Raw genomic sequence first — 21,467 nt, forward strand, 5'->3', positions numbered from 1 at the left:
AACCGGTTCGCCCGGTCCGAGGGAATTCGGAGAGCTTTTGGGTAGGGGACTCAGCGGATCCCGGAACGGGGGGCGATCAGCCGCCGACGTGAACGCGTTGAACGGTAATGGTGACCGGCCGGGTTTTCTTGAGCGTCGTACCCGAACTCCGGTCCCGAACCTCTGCGTGGACCAGGTGCGTGCCGCGGTTGACGTTCTGCAGGAAGAAGCTGACGTAGTCGCCCTCGGCGATCTTCGCGCCATCCATGTAGAGATAGATCGTGTCGGACTCGCGCAGGGCGGGATCCAGCGTCAGCGATATCGTGATGTCGCCATCGTTGGAACGTACGGAGGAGCCTTCTTCGGGAGACGTAATCGCGAATGTCTGGTATCCCGTCTCGGGTCCCGGCTTCTCGGTGATTTCCGCCCCTACTTCGGCCTTCGCCGACGTCGCCGGAGGCGGTGCGATAATGTCGGACCCGATCGCGTTGACAGGAGACACGCTGACCGGGTGGGCGTTTACGCCGGGGGGGGGGTCACTGGTAAACGTGACATTACCCTGTTCGTCGACATAGCGATAGATCTGCTGCGCGGCAAGCGGGAGCGAGAGGAGCAGGAGCCCTTGGAGAAGAAATCTGTTCATGGAACAGGAGCATAGGTGCTAAACCGCTAACTCGCAATACCGCCGGTCATGCCAATCGGACCACCGGTGGAATCGGGTTCGAGGTCCAAGTGAAGATCGGGTCAGACACCTCCGTCGCGCAGTCCCCGACGCAATATCTTGCCGACGTTCGTTTTCGGCAGTGCCTCGCGGAACACGAAATCGCGCGGAATCTTATAGGTCGCCAGAGTTTTCCGGCAGTGCGTTCTCAGGGTCTCCTCGCTGGCATCCTGCCCGGGCCGCAGCACGATAAAGACGCGCACCGCTTCTCCGGATTTCTCGTCCGCGACACCGACGCACGCCGACTCCAGCACGGCGGGGTGCGCGGTCAGCGTCTCCTCGATCTCATTTGGATAGACGTTGAACCCGGAGACGAGTATCATGTCCTTGATCCGGTCCACGATGCGAACACGGCCGGTATCGTCCACCGTGGCGACATCGCCGGTGCGAAACCAGCCGCCATTGGCAAATGCGTTTTTGTTTTCCGCTTCCCTCTTCCAGTAGCCCTTCATGACCTGCGGCCCGCGTACCCAGAGTTCACCGGGGTCGCCCCGGGGGACCTCGGTTCCGTTCTCGTCCCTTACGGAAATCTCCGTCGAGGGAAGCGGCAATCCTATCGTGCCGCTGAACTCGGCGATGTCGGGAGGGTTGGCCGTCACGACCGGTGAAGTCTCCGTGAGGCCATAGCCCTCGAGGACGGCCACACCAGTGACTGCCTGCCAGCGCTCAGCAACCGATTTCTGTACGGCCATACCGCCGCAGACGGCAAGTTTCAACCGGGAGAAGTCGAGGTGTTCGAATTCGTCGTTATGTAGTAGCAGGTTGTAAAGCGTGTTGACGCCGGTAATGGCTGTAAACTTCCACTTCGAAAGTTCAGCGACGAAGTGGGCGACATCCCTGGGATTGGTGATCAGCACATTCAGCCCGCCGAGACTCAGGTAGCTTAGGCAGTTCACTGACAGACAGAAGATGTGGTAAAGCGGCAGGGGGCTCACGACGATCTCCTCGCCGGGGATCATGAACCGGTTGAACCACGTCCTGACCTGCAATATGTTGGCGACCATGTTGCCATGTGTGAGCATCGCGCCCTTGGCGACCCCTGTCGTACCCCCGGTGTACTGCAGGAAGCAAAGATCGTCGCGGCCAATCTCCGGTGCCTCAAACGGGAGCCCCCGACCTTCGGAAAGCGCGCGTCGCAGACCGACGGCGCCGGGCAAGCTGAAATCGCGGACCAGTTTCTTTACGTGCCGGACGACCAGGTCGGTCACGAACCCCTTTGGAAAACCGAGCAAGTCGCCGATTCGTGAGACGATGACGTGCCGCACCGGGGTCTGCGGCAGGGACTCTTCGAGAACGGCCGCGTGGTTCTCGAGCACCACGATCGCCGTAGTTCCGGCGTCCAGCAACTGGTGGCGCAGTTCACTCGCCGTATACAGGGGATTGACGGGGACGGCGATCAGGCCCGCCTTCAGGATGCCGAACAGACAGACCGGATACTGCAGCAGATTGGGCATCATCAGCGCCACCCGCTCCCCGGGCACAAGTCCCAGGCGGTTCTGCAGATACGCCGCGAATCGCAGACTCAGGGTGTCGAGACGCGCGTAGTCGATGGTGACACCCATGTTCGAAAAGGCGGGCCGGTCGTGATACCGCTTGCAGGTCTCGGCAAACACCTCGATGACCGATTTGTACTGCGACGGGTCGATGTTTGGTGGAACGCCCTTCGGGTAGTGATCGAGCCAGATCTTGTCCAAGTGGTTTCTCCCGCGCTCAGGCGGCATCCGTGAGGGCATGTCCGGCAACGTCCGGGTTCGCCGGTTCGGAAGCCCCCTTGCGCTTCGCGCTGCGAAGCAGGAATAACCCCGCGGCGATCAGCACGAGGAGGGTGACGGCCAGCAGGACAGTGACGGCCATCAACGTCCCGAAGGGGCGCTCCTCCGTCGCCAGCGAACGCGCCAGACTCTCCTGCAGGTCGGCGATCTTTTCGGCCTGAAGGTCGATCAGGCGTTGCTGCTTGTCGATGACGCCGTCCTTGCGGTCCTGCTGCGCCTGCAATGTTTCCACCTGGCGACCGCGGGACTCCGCCAGCTCCCTGGCCAGCGTCACCGTCTGCTCGAGATTGGCGACATACTGGGAAGAGGCGATCGTGTATGCACCGGCCTCGACTTTCTCGCCATCGCCCGACATGATCGCAAGGCGTGCATCCGGGGACACCTCGCGATTCTCACCGATCATGGTATCGGGTGGTGGCGACTCGACTGGTGGATCGCCCGTGTCTGCCGTATCACGGCCTTCGATCGCCGCGTCCGCGTCGGAAACGGCCTCACCAACGACTGAATGGACTTCGGCGACAGGAACGGCCGGCGCAATTGCCGGGGGCGCGGCGTGCACGACCGGCGCTTCGATCCCGGCCGGGTGTGGGAATCCGGGGATGTCCTCCACGCCCGATCCGTTCGCTCCGGGGATCGTCAAGACGGCGTCCGCCATCAACAGATCAATATTTCCACCGATGAAGGCATCGGGGTTCGAATCGAAAATTTCGCGCGTCAGCCGCTCTGCCGCCGCCCTGGATCCAGGGCGATACCTGCTAACGATACCGGACAGTGTGTCGCCGGGACGCGTGACGTAGCGTTCGTCCGCTAGCGGTGCAGCAATGCGCTGAATTCTGTACGTCTTCGAAGCTGCTGATCTCGCGGGGATCGGATTCTCATCAACGGGGGTGACCGGCAAATCCTGCATCGTTTTGCGGTGCCCAACGCCGGGGGCGTCCGTTACATCGCGCCGGGTCTCCGGCAACGCCGGCCCAAGTACGATATTCACCTCCCTTAACAGACGGCCACTGCCGTCCTCGACCTCGACGAGCAGATCGAGTCTAGGCTCGACCAGTGGTTCGGATGAGGTAATTCGCAGCACCGGCTCGCCCGCGGCGTTGAGCTCCGCCCGGGTCTCCAGTCGCGCGACGAAGGCCGTTCTCTCTACGCCTTCCCAGGCAAATTCCTCGGGCGGAGCAATCCGTGTTCGCAGCGTCTGCAACTCGGCGGGATTCACCGCCAGCAAGCGAATCTCCGCGACCAGGGGTTCGTCCAGGTGACTCGAAACCGTCAGATCGCCGAGTCCGAGCGCAGCGAGATGTGTCGGTGTCAGGAACGTCAGTACAAGCAGAAGCCGTGCCGGGAGCATCGATTAGTGCCCCGCTGAACCGTTCAGCCGCGCCGCGCGGGTCGGCCCACTCATCCGTATAACCTGCTCATCCGTCGAAATAGAGCTGTATCGGTGGCGCAATTTCAGAAGAATAGTCGCAACGGAAGCGGACCCGACACACCCCAATACGATTCGTCGGGTGGGTAAAAGCACGAAGCGATTCGTTCGTGGTCTCCGGGCGCAGTTGTGCCTGTGGCGCGCGAACTATCCGACTGCGTCAGGCGGGAAACGGGTCCCTGGCGGCGCGGCCGGTAATCGGGCAATCAGTAAAGCCCGAAAACCGGTGGGAATCAAGCGCTGGATGAATAGTCAATCCATCGGAGTTTCAGCAATAGAGGATTGTCGGTATACGGGTGAGTCCCGACTACCATCCTCTGGGATTGTTCGAACGTCCGAACCCGGACATTGTCCTGAACCCGGCAAGACAAGCGACAGGAAAACGCAAAATGGCAGGAATACGTGTAAGCAAATTCGATCTGGCCCATATCTTCGGAGTGGATGCCGTAATGATCGACGTCTGGCTGAAACAGGGCATGCCCTATGTCAGCAAACCCGGAAACGACACGGGCGTGCTGTTCAAACAGCGGGATTGGGTATTCGACACCGCCGAGGTGATCGAGTGGAGGATGTCGGTCGTGAGCGAGGATGCCGAGCTGACCTAGCTCGACGACCGGATCGAGAGACTCAACCTTGGGGTGGCCGGGACCCGGCGCGCACCCCACCGGGAATACCCGCCAGCTCGAGTTCCGTTTCCGTGGTCCCATACGCGAACGTTCCATCAACCGCGCTGGGACGTTCGCAGGTTACTCAATTCAACGTCGATACGAGCGAGGATCCCAGACCCGATACGACGATGTACGCGTTGAGGGTCAGGACGAGTGCGCTAGCAGCCAGCAGCACCGCCAGTCGTTTTCCCGGTGACTTGAAGGGGCAATTGCAGGAGGCGCTGCGCATCGATTCGGTTTCCTTAGCCATGTTCAACATAGTGGTACTCGACGAAAGCGAGGCCATTATAATATAAGAACATTCCAATGTGCCAATTCCCATGCCCCCCATCCGGGATAAGTGTGTATGGTCACCCCCTACCGATCGATGACCGCCTTGGTCGCGGCGCCCCTGGACAACGCCCCTGTTTGATAAGTGGAGTCATCTGCCCCAAGATGCAAGCTGATGCAAACGCATCAGCTGCGGAATTACCACTTCCCATGAGACACTGTAATGGGCGCCTTGAGGGCGGTATTCACCTTGTTTGGCGGTGTGTTGTTCCTTGCCACCGTGTCGGTGTCCCGCGATGCATCGGGGGATCTGCCGGTAGATCTGGGGGTCGTGGTACGGAGCGCCGAGGCGGCGGGATGGCGGATTTCGGGGCTGACAACGCAATGGAGACTGAACCCGTCCGGGGGGATGGCGCTCGCGGTCTCCATCGACGCGATCGATCTGCCACAAGCCGGAGAGACGATCCGGAACCTGCGGTTCGACTGTGATCGCTTCGAGATTTCCAGCGCCGGGATTTCCTGCGGTTCCGCCTTGCTCAAGCTCGAACACCCCGCCCTGCGGTCCATTGCCTTTCGAACCCGGTTTGATCTGACGCGTGGCGGAGATGCGTTCGTCTCATTCACCGACCTGCCGGCCAGGGTCGGGGAGATCTCCGGGCGCGTGACTTACGAAGACGGTTCGTGGAGTGTCTTTGTCCAGACGACGCGGCTTGGGATGGACGGTTTCCGGCGCTGGCTTCCCGATGGTGCACTGACGCTCGACGGCGTGATCGACGCCCTATTGCTGGCGGAGGGAGACGCCGCCGGTCCGCGCCTGGTGCGGTTGGAGGGTGTGGCTGAGGGACTGGGGTTCAGCAACCGGGACAGTACCGCCGCGGGAGAGGGCGTGACGACACGTGTCGACCTGCGAGCGGAACGCCGGGATTCGTCCTGGGCTGGCGAAGGAACACTCGCCTTGGAGCGCGGACAGTTGTATCTGGACCCGATCTTTGTCGAGGCCCCCACCGGGGGAATCCGGGTGGGGGGGCGGGGGAGATGGGACCGGCGGGACAACGAGATTCACCTCGACCGGGTCGATTTCTCACATCCGGGTGTCTTGCATGCGAGGCTCAGCGGGGTTGTGGATGCATCCAGCACGCCCGAACCGCGGTCCCTGCGGATCACCCTGGATGAAGCGGTATTCCCCGGCATCTACCAGACCTACCTTCAGCCCCTGCTGATCGGTACAGCTCTGGATAGCCTGGAAACGGGTGGATTGCTCGCAGGGACGGCACGCTACGACAACGGAGCGGTCAGATCCCTCACACTCAGACCGCGTGGACTGTCGGCAACCGACACGCTGGGGCGGTTTGCGCTCGACGGGCTCAACGGCCGGATTCAGTGGCGTGACGACAACCGTCCGGTACAATCCCAGCTCGCCTTTTCCTCCGGGGAGATCTACCGATTCGCCATCGGGCCGGGTGAGATGACCCTGGACGCGACCGGCAGGTCCCTCGAGCTTTCGGCCCCGACACGCATCCCGGTGCTCGACGGCGAACTGCTGGTCGAGGCGTTCGCGCTCGAAGACGTTTCGGATCCCCTGTCGGGTTGGCGGTTCGATGGTGCACTGACCCCGGTTTCCATGGAGCGGGTCACCGATGCGATCGGCTGGCCGATCATGTCGGGCAAGCTCTCCGGGATGGTGCCGGACGTGCGCTATACCGAAGGAACCCTGACGCTTGGCGGTGCCTTGTTGGTGCGGCTCTTCGACGGCACCATCTCGATCAGCAACCTGGTGCTGCGCAACCCGTTCGAGGTGGCGCCACACCTCGCGGCCGATGCACGTCTGGACAACGTCGATCTGGACGCGCTGACCCGGCGTTTCTCCTTCGGTCGTATGTCGGGGCGAGTGGATGGGCACGTCCTGGGACTGAAGATGTCGAACTGGGTGGCTACGAGGTTCGATGCCTGGATCGGGACCCCCGTCGACGACCGATCGCGACACCGGATCAGTCAGAAGGCCGTCGACAGCATTGCCAGTATCGGCGGCGGCGCGACCGGTGTGCTGTCGAGTGGATTTCTCAGTCTGTTCAAGAGCTTCGCGTATGACCGGATCGGCTTGAACTGTCGCCTGCGTAATGGCGTGTGCACCGTGGGTGGGGTGGCGCCGGCCAAGGGTGGCGGTTACTACATCGTCAGGGGCAAATGGCTGCCGAGGATCGACGTAATCGGCCATTCCCACGAGGTCGATTGGCAGGAACTCGTGGACCGGCTGGTCAACCTGAATCTCCAGAACCGGCCCGTCATCGAGTAGGGCGGTTTCCCCTGTCCCGATGCGACCCGTCGGCGCATCTCTGCTAGAGTCTGTGAAGTTGCTATACGGCGATTTCTGTCAAATGACATACCAGCCTGCTTGTCTTTTCGTCCGTCTTCTGCGTTGTGACAGCCGTTACATAGCCTGCTATGCGCCGGCCGGCACGCCTTGACTACGAACGAAAATCCGGCACATTCTGGGATGTCGTTTTCCGGCAATCGCCTAAACTGCCGCATTCCCCCGACAAGGATAAACGCCATGCCATACACGAGAGTACTGAGCGCGATGTTGATGGGAGTGGTGACGGCCTCCTGCGTCACCATCAATGTGTACTTCCCGGCCGCGGCGGCGGATACGGCCGCCAAGACCATCGTGCGCGACGTGCTGGGGGAAACACCACCCACCGAGGGCGGTGAGACCGGAAAGCGTGAAGGCGGGGCGAACCTGGGCTGGACGCTGCGCAACGCCGGGGTTCGGGTACTCGACCTGGTCGTGTCACCGGCGCGGGCCGAGGCCGATCTCAAGATCAACACCCCGGCCATCGCCGCGATCCGCTCCAGCCTGAGACAGCGCCAGTCCCGCCTCAACCCCTACATGCGCAGCGGCGCGGTCGGTCTGACCCAAGACGGGTTGGTCGCCGTTCGAGATCAGGGTGCGGTCCCGCTGAAGGACCGCAACGCGGTGCGCAAACTCGTCGCCGACGAGAACAACGATCGCAACGCGCTCTACCGCGAGATCGCCAGCGCCAATGGCCACCCGGAGTGGGAGAAAGACATCCGCAATACGTTTGCGCGGGTCTGGGTGCAGGAGTCCCCTGCCGGAACCTGGTATCAGAACGCCAAAGGCGCCTGGACGCGGAAATAGTGCGCGTCTGGCATTCAAATTGCCGTTGACCGGTGCCTCGGGCAGAATCGCCGGCATGAATCCGAGAATCCAGCAGCCGCTCGATTCCCTGAACGCGGCCATCTGGCATCAGGACATCACCAGGCTCCCCTGGTGGAAGGCCTCCCTGGTGTGGGTGGCCCGCGCCGTGTACGAGATAGTCCGCGACCTGACCGACGGCCAGCTGTCGCTGCGCGCCATGAGCCTGGTCTATACGACGCTGATCTCTTTCGTTCCGCTGATCGCGGTGAGCTTTTCGGTACTCAAGGCCTTCGGTGCCCACAACCAGGTCGAGCCCCTGCTGCTGAGCATGCTGGAGCCGCTCGGCGCTCAGGGCGTGAAGTTCACCAGCGACATCATCGGATTCGTCGACAACATCAAGGTCGGCGTCCTCGGCTCGGTGGGCATCGGGCTGCTTTTCTTCACGGTCATCTCCCTGGTCCAGAAGGTGGAGTCTGCCTTCAACTACACCTGGCGCGTGCGCCAAAACCGCTCGTTCACGTCGCGGCTCAGCAACTATCTGACGGTCATCCTGGTCGGACCGGTGCTGGTCTTTACCGCGATCGGCGTCACGGCGTCGCTGATGGACTCCGATGTGGTGAAAACCATGGTGGCGATCGAGCCCTTCGGCTACATCTATCGTGCGGCGACGCTGGCCATTCCCTACCTGCTGGTCGGTGTCGCCTTTACCATCACCTACACCCTGATCCCCAACACTAAGGTCAAACCGTCGGCGGCGCTCACCGGCGGACTCACGGCCGGAATCCTGTGGAACGTCACGGGCAAGCTCTTCGCTACCTTCATGGTCCAGTCCGCCAAGTACACGGCGATCTATTCCGGTTTCGCGATCGTGCTGCTGTTCATGATCTGGGTCTATTTGAGCTGGCTCATCATGCTGGTCGGCGCCAGCGTCGCCTTCTACCAGCAGCACCCGGAATACCTGGTGGCGGGAAGTCATCAAACCGATCTCAGTATCCGGCTCAGGGAGCGTTTCGGCCTGCGTTTGATGGTCCTGATTACCCGCGAATTCTACTCGAACGGTCCGGGCTGGACGCTGGATACGCTCGCCCAGCAACTGAACATCTCTGCCCAGGCCGTGTCGGGCCTGCTCGATGCCCTTGAGGACCGGGGGCTGCTGGTGCGAACGGACCGGTATCCGACGACCTATGTGCCCGGGCAGCCCCTGGAAGAGACCAGGGTGAAGGACGTCCTCGAAGCGGTGCGCAGCGCGAACGAGAACGTGGCGGGGAGAGTCGTGGACGAACCGGACGCGGCGGTTGTCGACACGGTCATCACAAAGATCGATGCGGCCGTGGACCAATCACTGGACGGTCTCACGGTCAAGGAGATGGCAATGACCGAACCCACGCCGAACGAGGTGACTTTGCTGGCCGAGTCCCAGGGTGACAAGGAAGGGCGCGAGGCGGGGCAGCGGAATGATGACTGAGTACAGGACAATCGAAGAACTGCGCATGGCGCTTCGCGCGTTCGTCCGCGAGCGGGAATGGGGACGGTTCCATACACCCAAGAATCTGTCCATGGCGCTGATGGTCGAGGCGGCCGAGCTCGCCGAGCACTTCCAGTGGCTCGATGGCGCGGAATCCGAGAATCTCGACACGGAAACCCGGCGCGAGGTGACCCATGAACTCGCGGACGTGCTGGTTTACCTGGTTCGACTCGCCGACCGTCTCGATGTGGATCTGATGCAGGCGGTGTCGGAGAAGATGCGGATCAACATCGAGAAGTATCCGGCCGAGAAGGTCAGGGGCAGCGCGCGCAAGTACAGCCGGTATTGACGGGCGGTAACAGGATCTGGCCCTGAACGCGCTGCCCGGAGGCCGTCGCCACGGCGGCAATCCCGGAATGACCGGCACGCCTAACCTTATCACCTGTCCATCGCCAGTCGCATTCGGGGCAGGTGGGTGCTCCCGACTCACCATGCAAGTCCCTGTCTTAGATGTAACGGGAGCCGGGCCAGAGGGCCCAATCAGCGAAACGGAACCGAACAGCGAGATGAATGACACCCCTGATCCGAACGCGAGCAACGGAGGTGAGGCAAGTCAGCCGACCGTGGAGGTGAGGCACGCCGGTGGCCTCATCACCCTGCTGGGAACGGCCCATGTCTCGCGTGCCAGTGCGGACAAGGTTCGCGAGCTCCTGGCGAGCGGGAAGTTCGATTCAGTGGCGGTGGAACTCTGCCCGAGCCGCTACAACGCAGTGATCGATCCGGATGCCCTCGCGCGCATGGACCTGTTCAAGGTGTTTCGCGAGGGGAGGGCGATGATGGTCACGGCGAGTCTGGCGCTGGGGGCCTACCAGCAGCGGCTGGCCGAGCAGTTCGGGATCCGCCCCGGGGAGGAGATGCGGGTGGCGATCGAGCTCGCCAACAAGGCCGGGCTCCCGGTCCTGCTGATCGACCGGGAGATTGGCGTGACGCTGAAACGCGTCTATCGGAACGTTCCCTGGTGGCGTCGCTTCGCCCTGTTGTCCGGATTGCTGGCCAGCGTCATCTCACACGAAGAGGTGAGCGAGGAGGAGATCGAGCGCCTCAAGGAAGGCGACATCCTGGAAACCACCTTTGGACAGTTCGCCGACCAGGCCCGGGAACTGTACGATCCCCTGATCGCCGAGCGGGACCGGTATATGGCGGCCGGTCTGGAAGCAGCCCTGCGCGACAAACAGGGACATAGAATCCTCGCGGTGGTCGGTGCGGGCCACTTGAAGGGAATGAAGGCGGAACTCGAACGCGGGTTGAAAGACCCCCGTGCGGTCATCGAGTCTCTGGACAGGGTGCCGACCGGCGCGCACTGGCCGCGATACATTCCCTGGGTGATTGTCGCCCTGGTATTCGTCGGCTTCGGGATCGGGTTCTCACGGAGCCCGGATCTCGGCTGGCGCCTGGTGCTCGACTGGGTGCTGATCAACGGGGGCCTGTCGGCGCTGGGTGCGCTGGTCGCCGCCGCCCATCCGCTGACCGTGGTGACGGCGTTTCTGGCCGCGCCCCTGACCTCCCTGAATCCCACCATCGGCGCCGGTATGGTCACGACCGCTACCGAGATCTACCTGCGCAAGCCGCAGGTGGGGGACTTCGCGCGGTTGCGCGAGGACACCGCGCACTTCGCGGGCTGGCGAAAGAACCGCGTTGCCCGAACTCTCCTGGTGTTCCTGCTCAGTACCCTGGGGTCCGCGATAGGGACCTACGTCGCGGGTTTCCGGATCTTCGGCAGGTTGACCGGGGGGTAGGGCGCTGCCCGACCGGCTGCTGGGTAGATGTGCCTTGTCCTCATCGTTCGGGTCGGAATCCTCAACGGCTGTATCTCCGGGTAGCGCTTTCCTGCCTTTTCTTCTCGCTGCCAGCATCGGCCGGCGCCTCGTACCACGGCATCATCCAGAACGGACCGAGATCCTCGCGTACCCACCAGTTCCCCGTACGCTTGCGGGTTTGCGGATCGGTAAAGCGGTAGCGAAAGGCTTTGATACGAAGGTAGCGCGGACCGGTTTCGGGAAACGGGTTCTCCTCCAGCAGGTCGAGCACCTCGGTTGAGTTCTCCTGCAACCGGCGAACGAACGGTTCGAACCACTGCAGGAAGATCGGGTGCATGGGCAGGAACCACATCATCCAGTCGAGCCTCGGCTGATGGGGCACGATGAACCGCGGAGCGCGATCCGGATCTTGAGGCTTGTAGCGAAACCGGTAGGGCCGCCACGTCTCGCCGTCGAACGATCCCTCGATCAGGATCTCGATCCGTTCAGTCTTCATGGTGGGGAAGACGTGGTAAAGGCTGGTCACCCGAAACGGCCTGACGTGTTCGGTGAGCCAGGCGATCGGTTCCGGGTTGCGGCGCCCGTAGATCATCTCCCAGGACTGGGCGGTGGAGATGAAGAATATCCACAGGGACAACGCGCCTGCGAAGGTGTGATTCCACTTCCCCGGCTCGGCGCGAAACCGGTTGCTCGATTCGATGCGTCGCAGGGCGAAACCCGGGACGATCCGGCGAACGGCGCGGTCGTCGAACAGGAACAGACACAGCAGGATCACCAGCGGGTTGACGTAGCTGTGGTTGCTGGTCAGCAGGATCAGGCCCTGATGAGCCAGGGTGAGCCAGGCGGCGACGAGGCGGGGACCGCGTGGCAGCAGCATCATGAAAGGCACGATGATCTCGACGAACAACACCGAGCCGGTAGCGAACTTCAGCAGGCCGTCCGGCAACTGGTGCGCGTACCAGGACAGCGAATGCGGGAGGGGCTGGACCTCGAAATAGTAGTTGAGTGCCGTCAGATCCGCCCAGGTATCGTCGCCGGACAGGATTTTGGACAGCCCGGAGAGAAACCGCAGGCGAAACAACAGCCAGCGGTACATCCAGATCACCGCGCGAGAGCCGTTCTGGAGAAAGATGGCGAGGAAGCCGGTCTCGAGGAGCAGGTAGTCCCATTGGAAGTTGAGAAAGATCTGTCCTGCGTGAAAGACGGACAGGAACAGGACGAACAAGGCGATCAGCGAGATCCTGACCCAGAGCCCGAAGACCAGCATGAGGGCGAATACGCAGCCTGCCACGCAGGCCGCACGCAGCGCGCCATCTCCGGAATCGATCCAGAACAACGTCGGCAGCGTGAGGAACCGGTCCAGCGCCGACCGGTCCGACAGCAAATCGAGTTTCTCCTGCAGGGGCAGGATTCCCTGTTCACCGACCAGCCCGACGATCTGTAGTCCGAGGGAAGCAAATGCAGCCAGGTAAACCAGGCCAAGGAGACGGGGGAACAGCCAGACGATCAACCGATAATCATCGGGATCCAGCGAACGTTTCCACAAGTTAGCCGGACGGAAACGGGATACGTTCACTCAGGCTCCTGAAGAATAAATCGCCGAATTCGACCCGCTTCCTACTCGTCGTCGGGTCACCAAATGGGTGTCGTTCAGATGCAATTCGCCGACGCTCACGCTATCCGAAAACACCGGAGATGATCAAGTCGGTTCCGAAGCCACGCAACAAAGACCCCGGGTTGCCCGGCCAGTCGAACAACAGCACCGGGGTACTGATATCGAGGCTATGGGCCAGGAAGGCGGTTTTGGGCAGGCAGAAGGGAATGCCTCGCGAAATCCGTGTACGACATTCGAGTGATGTCTCACGGCCGGTTCCGAACCGATCCTCGATCGGTCCGTCAAAGTTGTCCGGGACCCGATTGGTTGTGTATAAGAATCGATAGGCGCTCTGCGCGGATCGCTGGGGCAGGCGCATTCGCCGGAACGAGAAGGCCTCCGAGTGCTCCAATGCCGATAGGGTCACGCATTCTCGTGAAGGACGGTGCTCTGGGGAAATGCTATGCACGCATCGACGGACCAGGACTTTCCGCGTATCGGGGCGATCTCACTGGTCAAAAGGCGGTGCTATTTTCGGCCGTAAAAGCCGGCAGGTGCAGCACTGATCCGGAAAAGTGATGATGACCAGTCGGCGAGATTTTCTTGTGAGTGTATCGGTATTGCCACTCCTCCCTAAGGTGGAAATAGCACCTTCCGGGGGGTGCGAGATCTCCAGACCGATACCCGCTACCGGTGAGCGCCTGCCTGTGATCGGCATGGGCTCGTGGTTGACCTTTGATGTCGGCGATGACCGGGAAGCTCTGCAGACGCGCGTCGAAGTGCTTCGAACCTTCTTTGAGCAGGGCGGCGCAGTGATCGATTCCTCGCCGATGTACGGATCGTCTGAGGAAGTCATTGGCTACTGTCTGGAACGTCTGAACAACAAGGACAGGTTATTTACCGCGACCAAGGTGTGGACCCTCGGCCGACGATTCGGCATCTCCCAGATGAACTCGTCACAAGAACTCTGGGACGTCGATCGGTTCGACCTGATGCAGATCCACAACATGCTCGACTGGCGCAAACATCTGGAGACACTCAAGGCCTGGAAGGCGGAAGGCCGCATCCGCTATATCGGCATAACGACTTCGCACGGCCGAAGGCACGATAAGCTGATGAAAGTCATGGAAACGGAGCCCTTCGACTTCGTGCAGTTCACCTACAACATCGTCGATCGTGAGGCCGAGCAACGCCTGTTGCCGCTTGCGCGAGAACGAGGCATCGCCGTGATCGTCAACCGCCCGTTCCGGCGTGGCGCGCTGTTCGACCAGATGCGCGGGAAGCCGTTACCGACCTGGGCAGTGGAAATCGATTGCGGGAACTGGGCGCAGTTTTTTCTCAAGTTCATCGTCTCGCATCCCGCGGTCACCTGTGCGATTCCGGCAACGTCGCGCGTCGATCACATGCGGGAAAACATGGGTGCCTGTCTCGGCCGGCTTCCTGACCAGGACGCGCGACTGGAAATGATCGGCTATTTCGCGGGCTTGTCGTAACGAAAGAAACAGGCCGCCCCCGTATGGCGCGGCCTGATCGATCAGGACAGCGTATCGGCCTGTGCCGCTTTCTGCGTATGCTGGATGGTGTCGACCACCTCGTCGGTCGTCCATACCGCATGCGCCATGAAACGGAAGTTGGTCATCGCGGCCTCGTAGCCATCGCCTTCCTCGACCTTGGCTGCCGCCGTCGCGTCCTTCGCGACTGCGACTTCGAAACCCTGCTCTAGAAATTCACGCAGGTGGGCCTCGACGCACAGGTTGGCCGATATGCCGGCGAGGATCACTTTGTCGATGCCGCGCTTGCGCAATTGGAGGATGAGATCGTTACCAAAGACCCTCGAGGACGAAAGAGAAGGGTGCCGTCGCTACTGCAAGCTTATGAATTCGAGGGGCTTTCACAGTGTAGGTCTGCACTTGTCGATTGGTACCGGGGGCGGGAATCGAACCCGCACAATGTTTCCATTACCAGATTTTGAGTCTGGCGCGTCTACCAGTTCCGCCACCCCGGCAGGAGAGGCGACAGTGTATCGAATCCCGCCACGCCCGCAAGCACGAGATTGGGCCCTTGCAGGTTTTCCGGTTGACTTCCGGCCGCTTTCAGGCCCGGTTGCGACCAGTCATGCTTCATCCGGATCCTAATACCATCGCGCGCCATGCGAAGGAGCGAGTTCAGGTTCGATTTGCCTTAGGAGTTGATTGCGCAGCAACCCTTCGCCGCACTCTCATCCAACGCGCCGGACGCATTAATCGCCCTGCCGGGAAAATGATTCTGTCCATGGATTCCAACGAAAAGGTGGAAAGTGAGCTGTTGCATTCCCATCGTTCATATCCAGCCGCCAAACGTATCCCGCTCGAGACGGTAGAGCGCCTGAGCGCCCTGATCAAGCGGGAGATCGATGCCGCGACCTGGATGCCGGGTTCTCTCGCTGGAAGGAGTTTGCCGAGCTGGTCGCCGCGGGTGATGCATCACCGACTTCGATCCGCGATGCCGCCAGGAAGGCCCTGGAGGCCCACAAGAACACCCAGGTTGCGGCGACTGGCACATACAGATGGCAGGATACCGGGTGCAGCTTGAGGGGAAAGGACCTCAGAATTGAGCTGACAGCTACTTATCGGATATCGGACGGTCGAGATCGACCCAGCTCGGACGTTTAGGCCTTTCTTAATACTGCGGAAGTATGACAGACAGGAAACGACCCGTTTCCGCCATTCAGCTGTGGCTTATATGGCCAGATCATTGAGCTTTGCGGAGTGTGTTTGCTACCAGCGAACCCTTTCAACCAAGATGTTGCTCGCCCCCCCAACCTTGAAACAGGGCTGCGACCGCACGGATTGTTTCGCAGCAAACAAGAATAAATTATTCCTAAATTAAATCAATCAGTTGTAGAAGTTTGATTCGATCCCCCCTTGTTGGCGCGACACCTGCTTGGGCTACTCGACAATGGTAATGCTGCCCTCTCGTTTCACGGAGACACAAACGCTGTTTTCGAGGAGAAACAACATGTATGACTGCAAACAGGCGGTGCGCCTAGCACAAGCGGCCTGTCTTCTAATCCTATTCGTCATAGTCGGTGCCAGCGTTCAAACCGCCCAGGGCGAGGAGCCGAATTTTCAGGGCCGGGTCACACAGGGGCAGATCGTCAATGGCGAGTTGACTCTGCGGGAAATCCGCCTCGCAGGGCTTCGAGTCTTCACCACACCGTTCAACAAGATCGACGGATACGGTGACGGTGACTCAGGAGGTCGGCCGACCTTGCAGGGAAACGGCACGCTGCTGCGTGTCAACGGCCTCGACGGTCAGACCTGCCTGGAGTGTCACTCGCTGCTCAGCGCGGCGACGGTCCCGCCCCGCTTGGGAATCGGCGGCGTGGGCGGTTCCGTGACCAATGCCATCATTAAGCCGACGGCGATGGACCCCGCGGACCTGGATTTAGACAAGAACGCCGGTTTCAACGGACGCTTCGCTAACCCACCGTTCATCTTCGGCAGCGGCGGCGTTGAGCTTCTGGGTCTCGAGATGACCGAGGAGCTGCAAGAGCTGCTTAATCAGGCGTTGGCCCACCCGGGGGTAGTCATTCCGCTGACGACGCACGGCGTAGATTTCGGCAAAATTGTCGCGGATGCCAACGGCAATCTCGATTTCTCCGGGATCGAAGGGGTCGATGCGGACCTCGTGGTCAAACCGTTCGGGCGCAAGGGCGAGTTCGCCACAGTGCGTGACTTCGACACCGAGGCGATGCAGTTCCACTTTGGGATGCAGCCTTCCGAGGTGGTCGGCACCGGCTTCGATGCCGACGCCGACGGCGTGGTCGACGAGATCCGCCCCGGTGACCTCTCGGCGCTAAACACCTTCGAGGTGACGCTCGAGAGGCCCGAAGCCGAGAAGGCGATCGCGAGCGGGGCGAGCGGCTTCCAACGCTTTATACAGATCGGCTGCGCCTCCTGCCACGTGCCTGTGATACAGACCCAGGGTCAGACGCTGCCGTTACGTTTCCCCTCGGACCCGCTCGATCACACTACCGGGATCTACGCGACAGTGGATCTGACCCGGCCGCCGGTGAGTTTCCGATCCAACGGCACGGGAGGGATCTACGTTCCCCTGTTCGCCGATCTGAAGCGCCACGACATGGGAGCGGAACTGTCAGAGAGCTTCGCTCAGGTTGATGCACAGCGTAACTGGGAGTTTACAACGGCTCGGCTTTGGGGCGTGGCCGACACTGCCCCCTATCTACACGATGGGCGGGCAACAACGCTGACCGAGGCGATCCTGCTGCACGGTGGCGAGGCGCTGCCGGCGCGCAACGCCTTCGCGGCGCTCTCCGTCCAGAACCAAGCCAAGGTGATCGCCTTCCTGCGCTCGCTGCGCACGCCGACAAAGCCCGCAAAGGATCTCCTCAACTGAACAGACCGACCGGGCATGCTGCGCTAGCCGGACTCTGCCATGTAGATCCTCGTCAACACGCCCCCCCCTGGCGACGAGGGAGGGTCAGGAACGCAGTGATCAAGATCAACGGACGTTTCGTCATTGCGACATGCTCTATTAACCGCCATCGAGCAGCTTGTATTAATGAATAAGCGGGCTATCCATTTAACACAAGCCAGCACTACATATTGTGGTCACGATTACTGACAATCTGGCGGTAGGAAACTGGATTCGTCACCACAGCCTGCTGCATTAGGCGGTAAAAAAGGAGCCCTCGGGAGCCAGAAGTACGACCGTTAAACCGAAACGTGTATTCGTCGAGATAGTAGAGGGAACTTGCGTCAAGTGGATATCCCATATGAATAATTCATAAGTACCCGCTAAATGGCAATTACTGGCTGACTCCAGCCGAATCCAGAAGCTTAGCCAGCGCTACTATTAAAAGGCGCCAAAACGCCGAAACAGCCCAAACCCGCCGTTGGGACCAAGGCATTGAGTGGCAGCTATCCGACTGACACCGGACGATTCATCTGCCGAAGACGGATGCGAAGTAGGAAAAACCAGCCTTTACAGAAGGACCCATGTTACACAACGACTCCTTCACTTGATCCAGAATCCGCGTCGGTCTGTCCTGACAGGATGAATTCCCTCGCTGTATAGCCATGCAGAGGATTGCCTGCCCGCAATGGTTTTTCCCCGACCAGCAGCTGCGTGTCAGGGTGGAGCCGCTGTTTGGTCCGTGATTTTGCGAAGGGACCGGAATATGGCGATGCGCACGACAGAACCTGCCGACCCTGCGGTACGACGACGACCGGTACACGTCTTCGGCACAAGTTGGACAGGCCGGGTTAATTGACCATACAGAGAGTATTTCTGTTCCATCGTGAACCCTCGAGGGAAACGATGACACGTATCGGGATATCCGGCGGGCTGGTACTTTGGCGCTCCCAAATCTTGCGGACCCTCATCATCCTGGTGGCCGTGATGAGCGCCGTTTTCTTGCTCACCATGATGATCGTCAAACCCGATATCCGGGCCCTGTTTCGGGGCCTGTTGTAGCCATCCATTCCGGCGGACTCCCTGCTGACAATCATCGCGGTCATTGGCACCACGGTGACGGCACCGCTGGCTGCCGCCTATACCATGGCCGGTATCCTTGGATGGCGGCGAGGCCTTCGCGATCGGTGTTTCCAGTCCGTGTGGGCGGCGATCATTCACATCGGCACGCTGTTCGCTGTACTCGACACGCGCCCTGCGACTGCCATCGTCCTCGCGCAGGCCGCAAATGGCCTGCTGTTGCACGTCGTCGCTGTATTCATGCTCGTTGTCATGAATCGGAGGGACATCCTGGGCACGTACCTAAACCGCTGGCTTGGCAACATCATTGGAGTCGCGATCATTCTCTTCGTAACCGGCCTTGCCATCACTCAACTCTCCCGCATCACGGGCATTGTCGGGTAGCCGCTATCCTCCCTTCAACTTCTCAACCAATGCCCTGGCGAACACGGGCAGGTCCTTTGGGGTTCGGGAGCTGATAAGGTGACCGTCGATGACCAAAGGCTCGTCGATCCATTCCGCGCCGGCGTTGCGCATGTCGTCCCGGATCCCCACCGTGCTGGTGGTCTTCTTGCCACGGAGTATGTCCGCTGAGATACAGATCCAGCCCGCGTGGCAGATAAAGGCGATGGGCTTTTCCTGTTCGTTGAACTCACGAGTCAGTGAAAGCACCTTTGATTTCCGCCGCAATTTGTCAGGCGCAAAGCCGCCGGGTATTAAGAGCGCATCGAAAGCCCCTGAGTCCGTGTCACCGATAGTGAGATCGGCCTTACATGGGTAGCCGTGCTTACCATGATAGGTCCTGCCCGCCTCCGGCCCGGCGACCGCCACATCCCAGCCTTCTTCTTCCAGCCTGATCTTCGGGTACCAGAGTTCCAAGTCCTCATAGACATCATCGACGAATGCCAGAATTTGTTTCATGCTTCACACCTCGGATTAGTTAGTCATGGGATCGGCTGACACATTTCGCTCAATGGGAAGAGATGGTCATGGCGGTCTAGTCGCGCACCTCACAGGGAGCTTCGACGACCGCGCATACGTAGTCTAGACTCATCTGCTATGCGTCTTCGCACCGGCGCGGTCATCTCTACCCAACGATACGGTAGCGCCTTGACAAAATCGCCGAGAGCGATTTTGAACGGCTGCAGGCTCACCCGTAGGGCGAGGGGTAGGGACAGCCCGCAATAGTCTCAACATCCACTTCCACAAGCTGTGCTTATCTACCAACCTATGTCGAGCGCTCTCGCGATTTACCTCGATTTCGGTGGGTAAAGCACCGACAAGCAATGACTACACGTTGTCGACGTTTTCAGGGTAAACCCTAACCGTCCGTACGAAATCGGATACCGGACTGCTGCGCCCAATCAACGCAAGACCTCTATAATTGAGAGTTTCCTTGACCGGACCGGGATCACTTCGTTACGCAGCTCTGAGAGAACAGAAAAACCGCGAAATCACACCTTGCTGAAGGGAGTAGCCCATCAACGCGATCCGTCGGCAGTGTCCGGCGGGTAGTGGCCTCTAACTATGGTATCGCGCAATCGGGGACATGGGTATGATGGCTTCAAACGATAATTGAGATGGCACTGAACGCGACTATGGAAGATTTGCTAACTTTCAATCTGCTCGGCAACCCGCTTGCAAACTGGCTTGCCGCATTTGCCGCGACTTCTGGAGTGTTGGTGCTTTTCTACGCCTTCAGAAGAGTGGCTATGACGCGCCTATCCCGCCTAGCCTCACGTACAGCAGCTTATTGGGACGACTCGTTGGTTGAGCTTCTTGCGCGGACTCACTTCCTGTTCTTAATCGTCGTTGCTCTGTTCATCGGGTCGCTCATGCTAGCCATTCCGGATACGCTACGGCGAGGCCTATTCACCGCAGCAGCCATAGCTCTCGTCGTGCAGACAGGAATCTGGCTGAACAACTTTATTGTATTCTGGTTGAAGCGCGATCTTGTCCATCGCAAGGAGAAAGACCCAGCGAGCGTGGCCACGGTAACTGCCGCAGCTTTCGTCGGGCGACTTGTACTTTGGTCGGTAGTCGCACTTCTCATGCTGGAGAACCTTGGTGTTGACGTCACCGCGTTGGTCGCGGGCCTTGGTATTGGTGGGGTGGCGGTAGCGCTCGCGGTCCAGAACATCCTTGGCGACCTTTTTGCGTCATTGTCAATCGTTCTTGATAAGCCCTTTGCGGTTGGAGACTTTCTTATAGTCGATGATTTATTGGGCAGTGTCGAGCATGTCGGTCTAAAGACTACGCGACTACGCAGTCTATCCGGAGAGCAGCTAGTTTTCTCTAACGCGGACTTGTTAGGCAGCAGAATCCGCAACTATGGCCGCATGTACGAACGTCGAGTCGTTTTCAATATTGGAGTTACCTATCAAACGCATCGCGGCAAGCTTAGACTCATCCCAGGTCTGATTCGCGAGGCCATCGATGAACTTGATAAGGTCCGTTTCGATCGATCGCACTTTAAAGGCTATGGGGACTTCGCTTTAACCTTCGAGACTGTTTATTACGTCCCAAGTCCGGATTACACGCTATATATGGATATTCAGGAGGCCATCAACCTACGCATTCATGAACTTTTCGAAAGGGAAGGCATAGAGTTCGCTTATCCTACACAAACGCTGTTTATCGAGACAACATCGAGTCAGCTTGGTGCGGGGATATAGTGAAATAAGCGATACGAAAGTATGTGGTCCTTACCGAGGTGCCAGTACTTCAATCGGAAATATTTCTGCCCTTTGTAGGGGTGATCAAAAGATACATGCCTTCGCCATCCGAGAGCTTGCGTTGTCTGGTGCCGGACCTGGCTTCCTTTCCCGACAATGCGGTCAACTTCATGGGGGGATCTCAACCTCTGTTCGGGGGCATCTCTAAGGGGATTCTGTTCAGATACCCCCGAATGTCTCCCCAAATACCACTGTTTGTCTATGGATATGCTGGGAAGTTGTGAGATAAAAAGTGGTTGATTTGTGCACCTAAATCTTGTAAGCGCGGGACACAGCGAAAAGGAAAAGGTAAACTCCTCAGTAAGTTAAGAGCTGAATTTATCAATCTGAGGAGTCACCCTTTCCATGAGCAAGACTACCAAAAAGCCGAGGACGGCGCGCAAAGCAT

Annotated in this window: 17 protein-coding genes, 1 tRNA gene and 2 pseudogenes; 11 read left to right on the forward strand and 9 right to left on the reverse strand. The window is 59.9% G+C overall.

Annotated elements, in window-relative coordinates:
* Positions 1-76: 76 nt before the first annotated feature.
* From LJE91_18350 to LJE91_18360, 3 genes are all read right to left on the reverse strand, one after another.
* The gene (locus tag LJE91_18350; protein ID MCG6870614.1) at positions 77-622 is read right to left on the reverse strand and encodes a DUF4124 domain-containing protein; all 546 of its coding nucleotides are present in this window, start codon (positions 620-622) and stop codon (positions 77-79) included.
* Positions 623-723: 101 nt separating this feature from the next.
* Positions 724-2,421: an AMP-binding protein gene (locus LJE91_18355; GenBank protein MCG6870615.1), complete on the reverse strand. Its 1,698-nt coding sequence runs from the start codon at positions 2,419-2,421 to the stop codon at positions 724-726.
* Positions 2,411-3,820, reverse strand: a complete 1,410-nt coding sequence (locus LJE91_18360; GenBank protein MCG6870616.1) for a hypothetical protein — start codon at positions 3,818-3,820, stop codon at positions 2,411-2,413. Before LJE91_18360 ends, LJE91_18355 begins: the two co-directional genes overlap by 11 nt.
* Before the next feature lie 467 nt (positions 3,821-4,287).
* Between LJE91_18360 and LJE91_18365 the strand changes: the two genes are divergently transcribed.
* Complete coding sequence (locus tag LJE91_18365; GenBank protein ID MCG6870617.1) at positions 4,288-4,503, forward strand: terminase small subunit; 216 nt, start codon at positions 4,288-4,290, stop codon at positions 4,501-4,503.
* Between the two features lie 145 nt (positions 4,504-4,648).
* On the opposite strand, the gene LJE91_18370 is transcribed toward LJE91_18365, so the two are convergent.
* The gene (locus LJE91_18370) at positions 4,649-4,825 is read right to left on the reverse strand and encodes a hypothetical protein (GenBank protein MCG6870618.1); all 177 of its coding nucleotides are present in this window, start codon (positions 4,823-4,825) and stop codon (positions 4,649-4,651) included.
* A 234-nt stretch (positions 4,826-5,059) separates the two neighbouring features.
* On the opposite strand from LJE91_18370, the gene LJE91_18375 reads away from it, so the two are divergent.
* From LJE91_18375 to LJE91_18395, 5 genes are all read left to right on the forward strand, one after another.
* Positions 5,060-7,129, forward strand: a complete 2,070-nt coding sequence (locus tag LJE91_18375) for a hypothetical protein (GenBank protein MCG6870619.1) — start codon at positions 5,060-5,062, stop codon at positions 7,127-7,129.
* A gap of 258 nt (positions 7,130-7,387) precedes the next feature.
* Positions 7,388-7,993, forward strand: coding sequence for a YdbL family protein (locus LJE91_18380; GenBank protein ID MCG6870620.1), 606 nt, complete (start codon positions 7,388-7,390; stop codon positions 7,991-7,993).
* 55 nt (positions 7,994-8,048) lie between these two features.
* A complete protein-coding gene (locus LJE91_18385) occupies positions 8,049-9,458 on the forward strand; it encodes a YihY family inner membrane protein (protein ID MCG6870621.1) in 1,410 nt (469 codons plus the stop codon).
* Complete coding sequence (locus tag LJE91_18390) at positions 9,451-9,807, forward strand: nucleotide pyrophosphohydrolase (protein ID MCG6870622.1); 357 nt, start codon at positions 9,451-9,453, stop codon at positions 9,805-9,807. The genes LJE91_18385 and LJE91_18390 overlap by 8 nt, the downstream gene beginning before the upstream one ends.
* A 217-nt stretch (positions 9,808-10,024) precedes the next feature.
* The gene (locus LJE91_18395; protein MCG6870623.1) at positions 10,025-11,254 is read left to right on the forward strand and encodes a TraB/GumN family protein; all 1,230 of its coding nucleotides are present in this window, start codon (positions 10,025-10,027) and stop codon (positions 11,252-11,254) included.
* A 61-nt stretch (positions 11,255-11,315) separates the two neighbouring features.
* On the opposite strand, the gene LJE91_18400 is transcribed toward LJE91_18395, so the two are convergent.
* Positions 11,316-12,851, reverse strand: a complete 1,536-nt coding sequence (locus tag LJE91_18400; protein ID MCG6870624.1) for a lipase maturation factor family protein — start codon at positions 12,849-12,851, stop codon at positions 11,316-11,318.
* Between the two features lie 596 nt (positions 12,852-13,447).
* Here LJE91_18400 and LJE91_18405 point away from each other — a divergent pair.
* Entirely contained in the window at positions 13,448-14,362 is a 915-nt protein-coding gene (locus tag LJE91_18405; GenBank protein MCG6870625.1) for an aldo/keto reductase, read from the forward strand.
* A 41-nt stretch (positions 14,363-14,403) separates the two neighbouring features.
* On the opposite strand, the pseudogene LJE91_18410 reads toward LJE91_18405, so the two are convergent.
* Positions 14,404-14,703, reverse strand: a pseudogene (locus LJE91_18410) (isochorismatase family protein).
* 84 nt (positions 14,704-14,787) lie between these two features.
* A tRNA-Leu gene (locus tag LJE91_18415) sits at positions 14,788-14,874 on the reverse strand.
* 992 nt (positions 14,875-15,866) lie between these two features.
* Here LJE91_18415 and LJE91_18420 point away from each other — a divergent pair.
* The gene (locus LJE91_18420) at positions 15,867-17,267 is read left to right on the forward strand and encodes a hypothetical protein (protein MCG6870626.1); all 1,401 of its coding nucleotides are present in this window, start codon (positions 15,867-15,869) and stop codon (positions 17,265-17,267) included.
* A 202-nt stretch (positions 17,268-17,469) separates the two neighbouring features.
* Here LJE91_18420 and LJE91_18425 read toward each other — a convergent pair.
* Positions 17,470-17,613: pseudogene (locus LJE91_18425) on the reverse strand (IS1595 family transposase).
* 578 nt (positions 17,614-18,191) lie between these two features.
* Between LJE91_18425 and LJE91_18430 the strand changes: the two are divergent.
* The gene (locus LJE91_18430; GenBank protein ID MCG6870627.1) at positions 18,192-18,347 is read left to right on the forward strand and encodes a hypothetical protein; all 156 of its coding nucleotides are present in this window, start codon (positions 18,192-18,194) and stop codon (positions 18,345-18,347) included.
* Between the two features lie 54 nt (positions 18,348-18,401).
* A complete protein-coding gene (locus LJE91_18435) occupies positions 18,402-18,749 on the forward strand; it encodes a divalent metal cation transporter (protein MCG6870628.1) in 348 nt (115 codons plus the stop codon).
* 3 nt (positions 18,750-18,752) lie between these two features.
* Here the strand turns inward: LJE91_18435 and LJE91_18440 are convergent, their stop codons facing one another.
* On the reverse strand, positions 18,753-19,265 hold the full coding sequence (locus LJE91_18440) for a type 1 glutamine amidotransferase (GenBank protein MCG6870629.1): 513 nt from the start codon (positions 19,263-19,265) through the stop codon (positions 18,753-18,755).
* Between the two features lie 659 nt (positions 19,266-19,924).
* Here LJE91_18440 and LJE91_18445 point away from each other — a divergent pair.
* On the forward strand, positions 19,925-21,019 hold the full coding sequence (locus LJE91_18445; GenBank protein ID MCG6870630.1) for a mechanosensitive ion channel family protein: 1,095 nt from the start codon (positions 19,925-19,927) through the stop codon (positions 21,017-21,019).
* Positions 21,020-21,467: the final 448 nt, after the last annotated feature.

This window comes from Gammaproteobacteria bacterium (genome assembly GCA_022340215.1).
Taxonomy (GTDB): Bacteria; Pseudomonadota; Gammaproteobacteria; order JAJDOJ01; family JAJDOJ01; genus JAJDOJ01.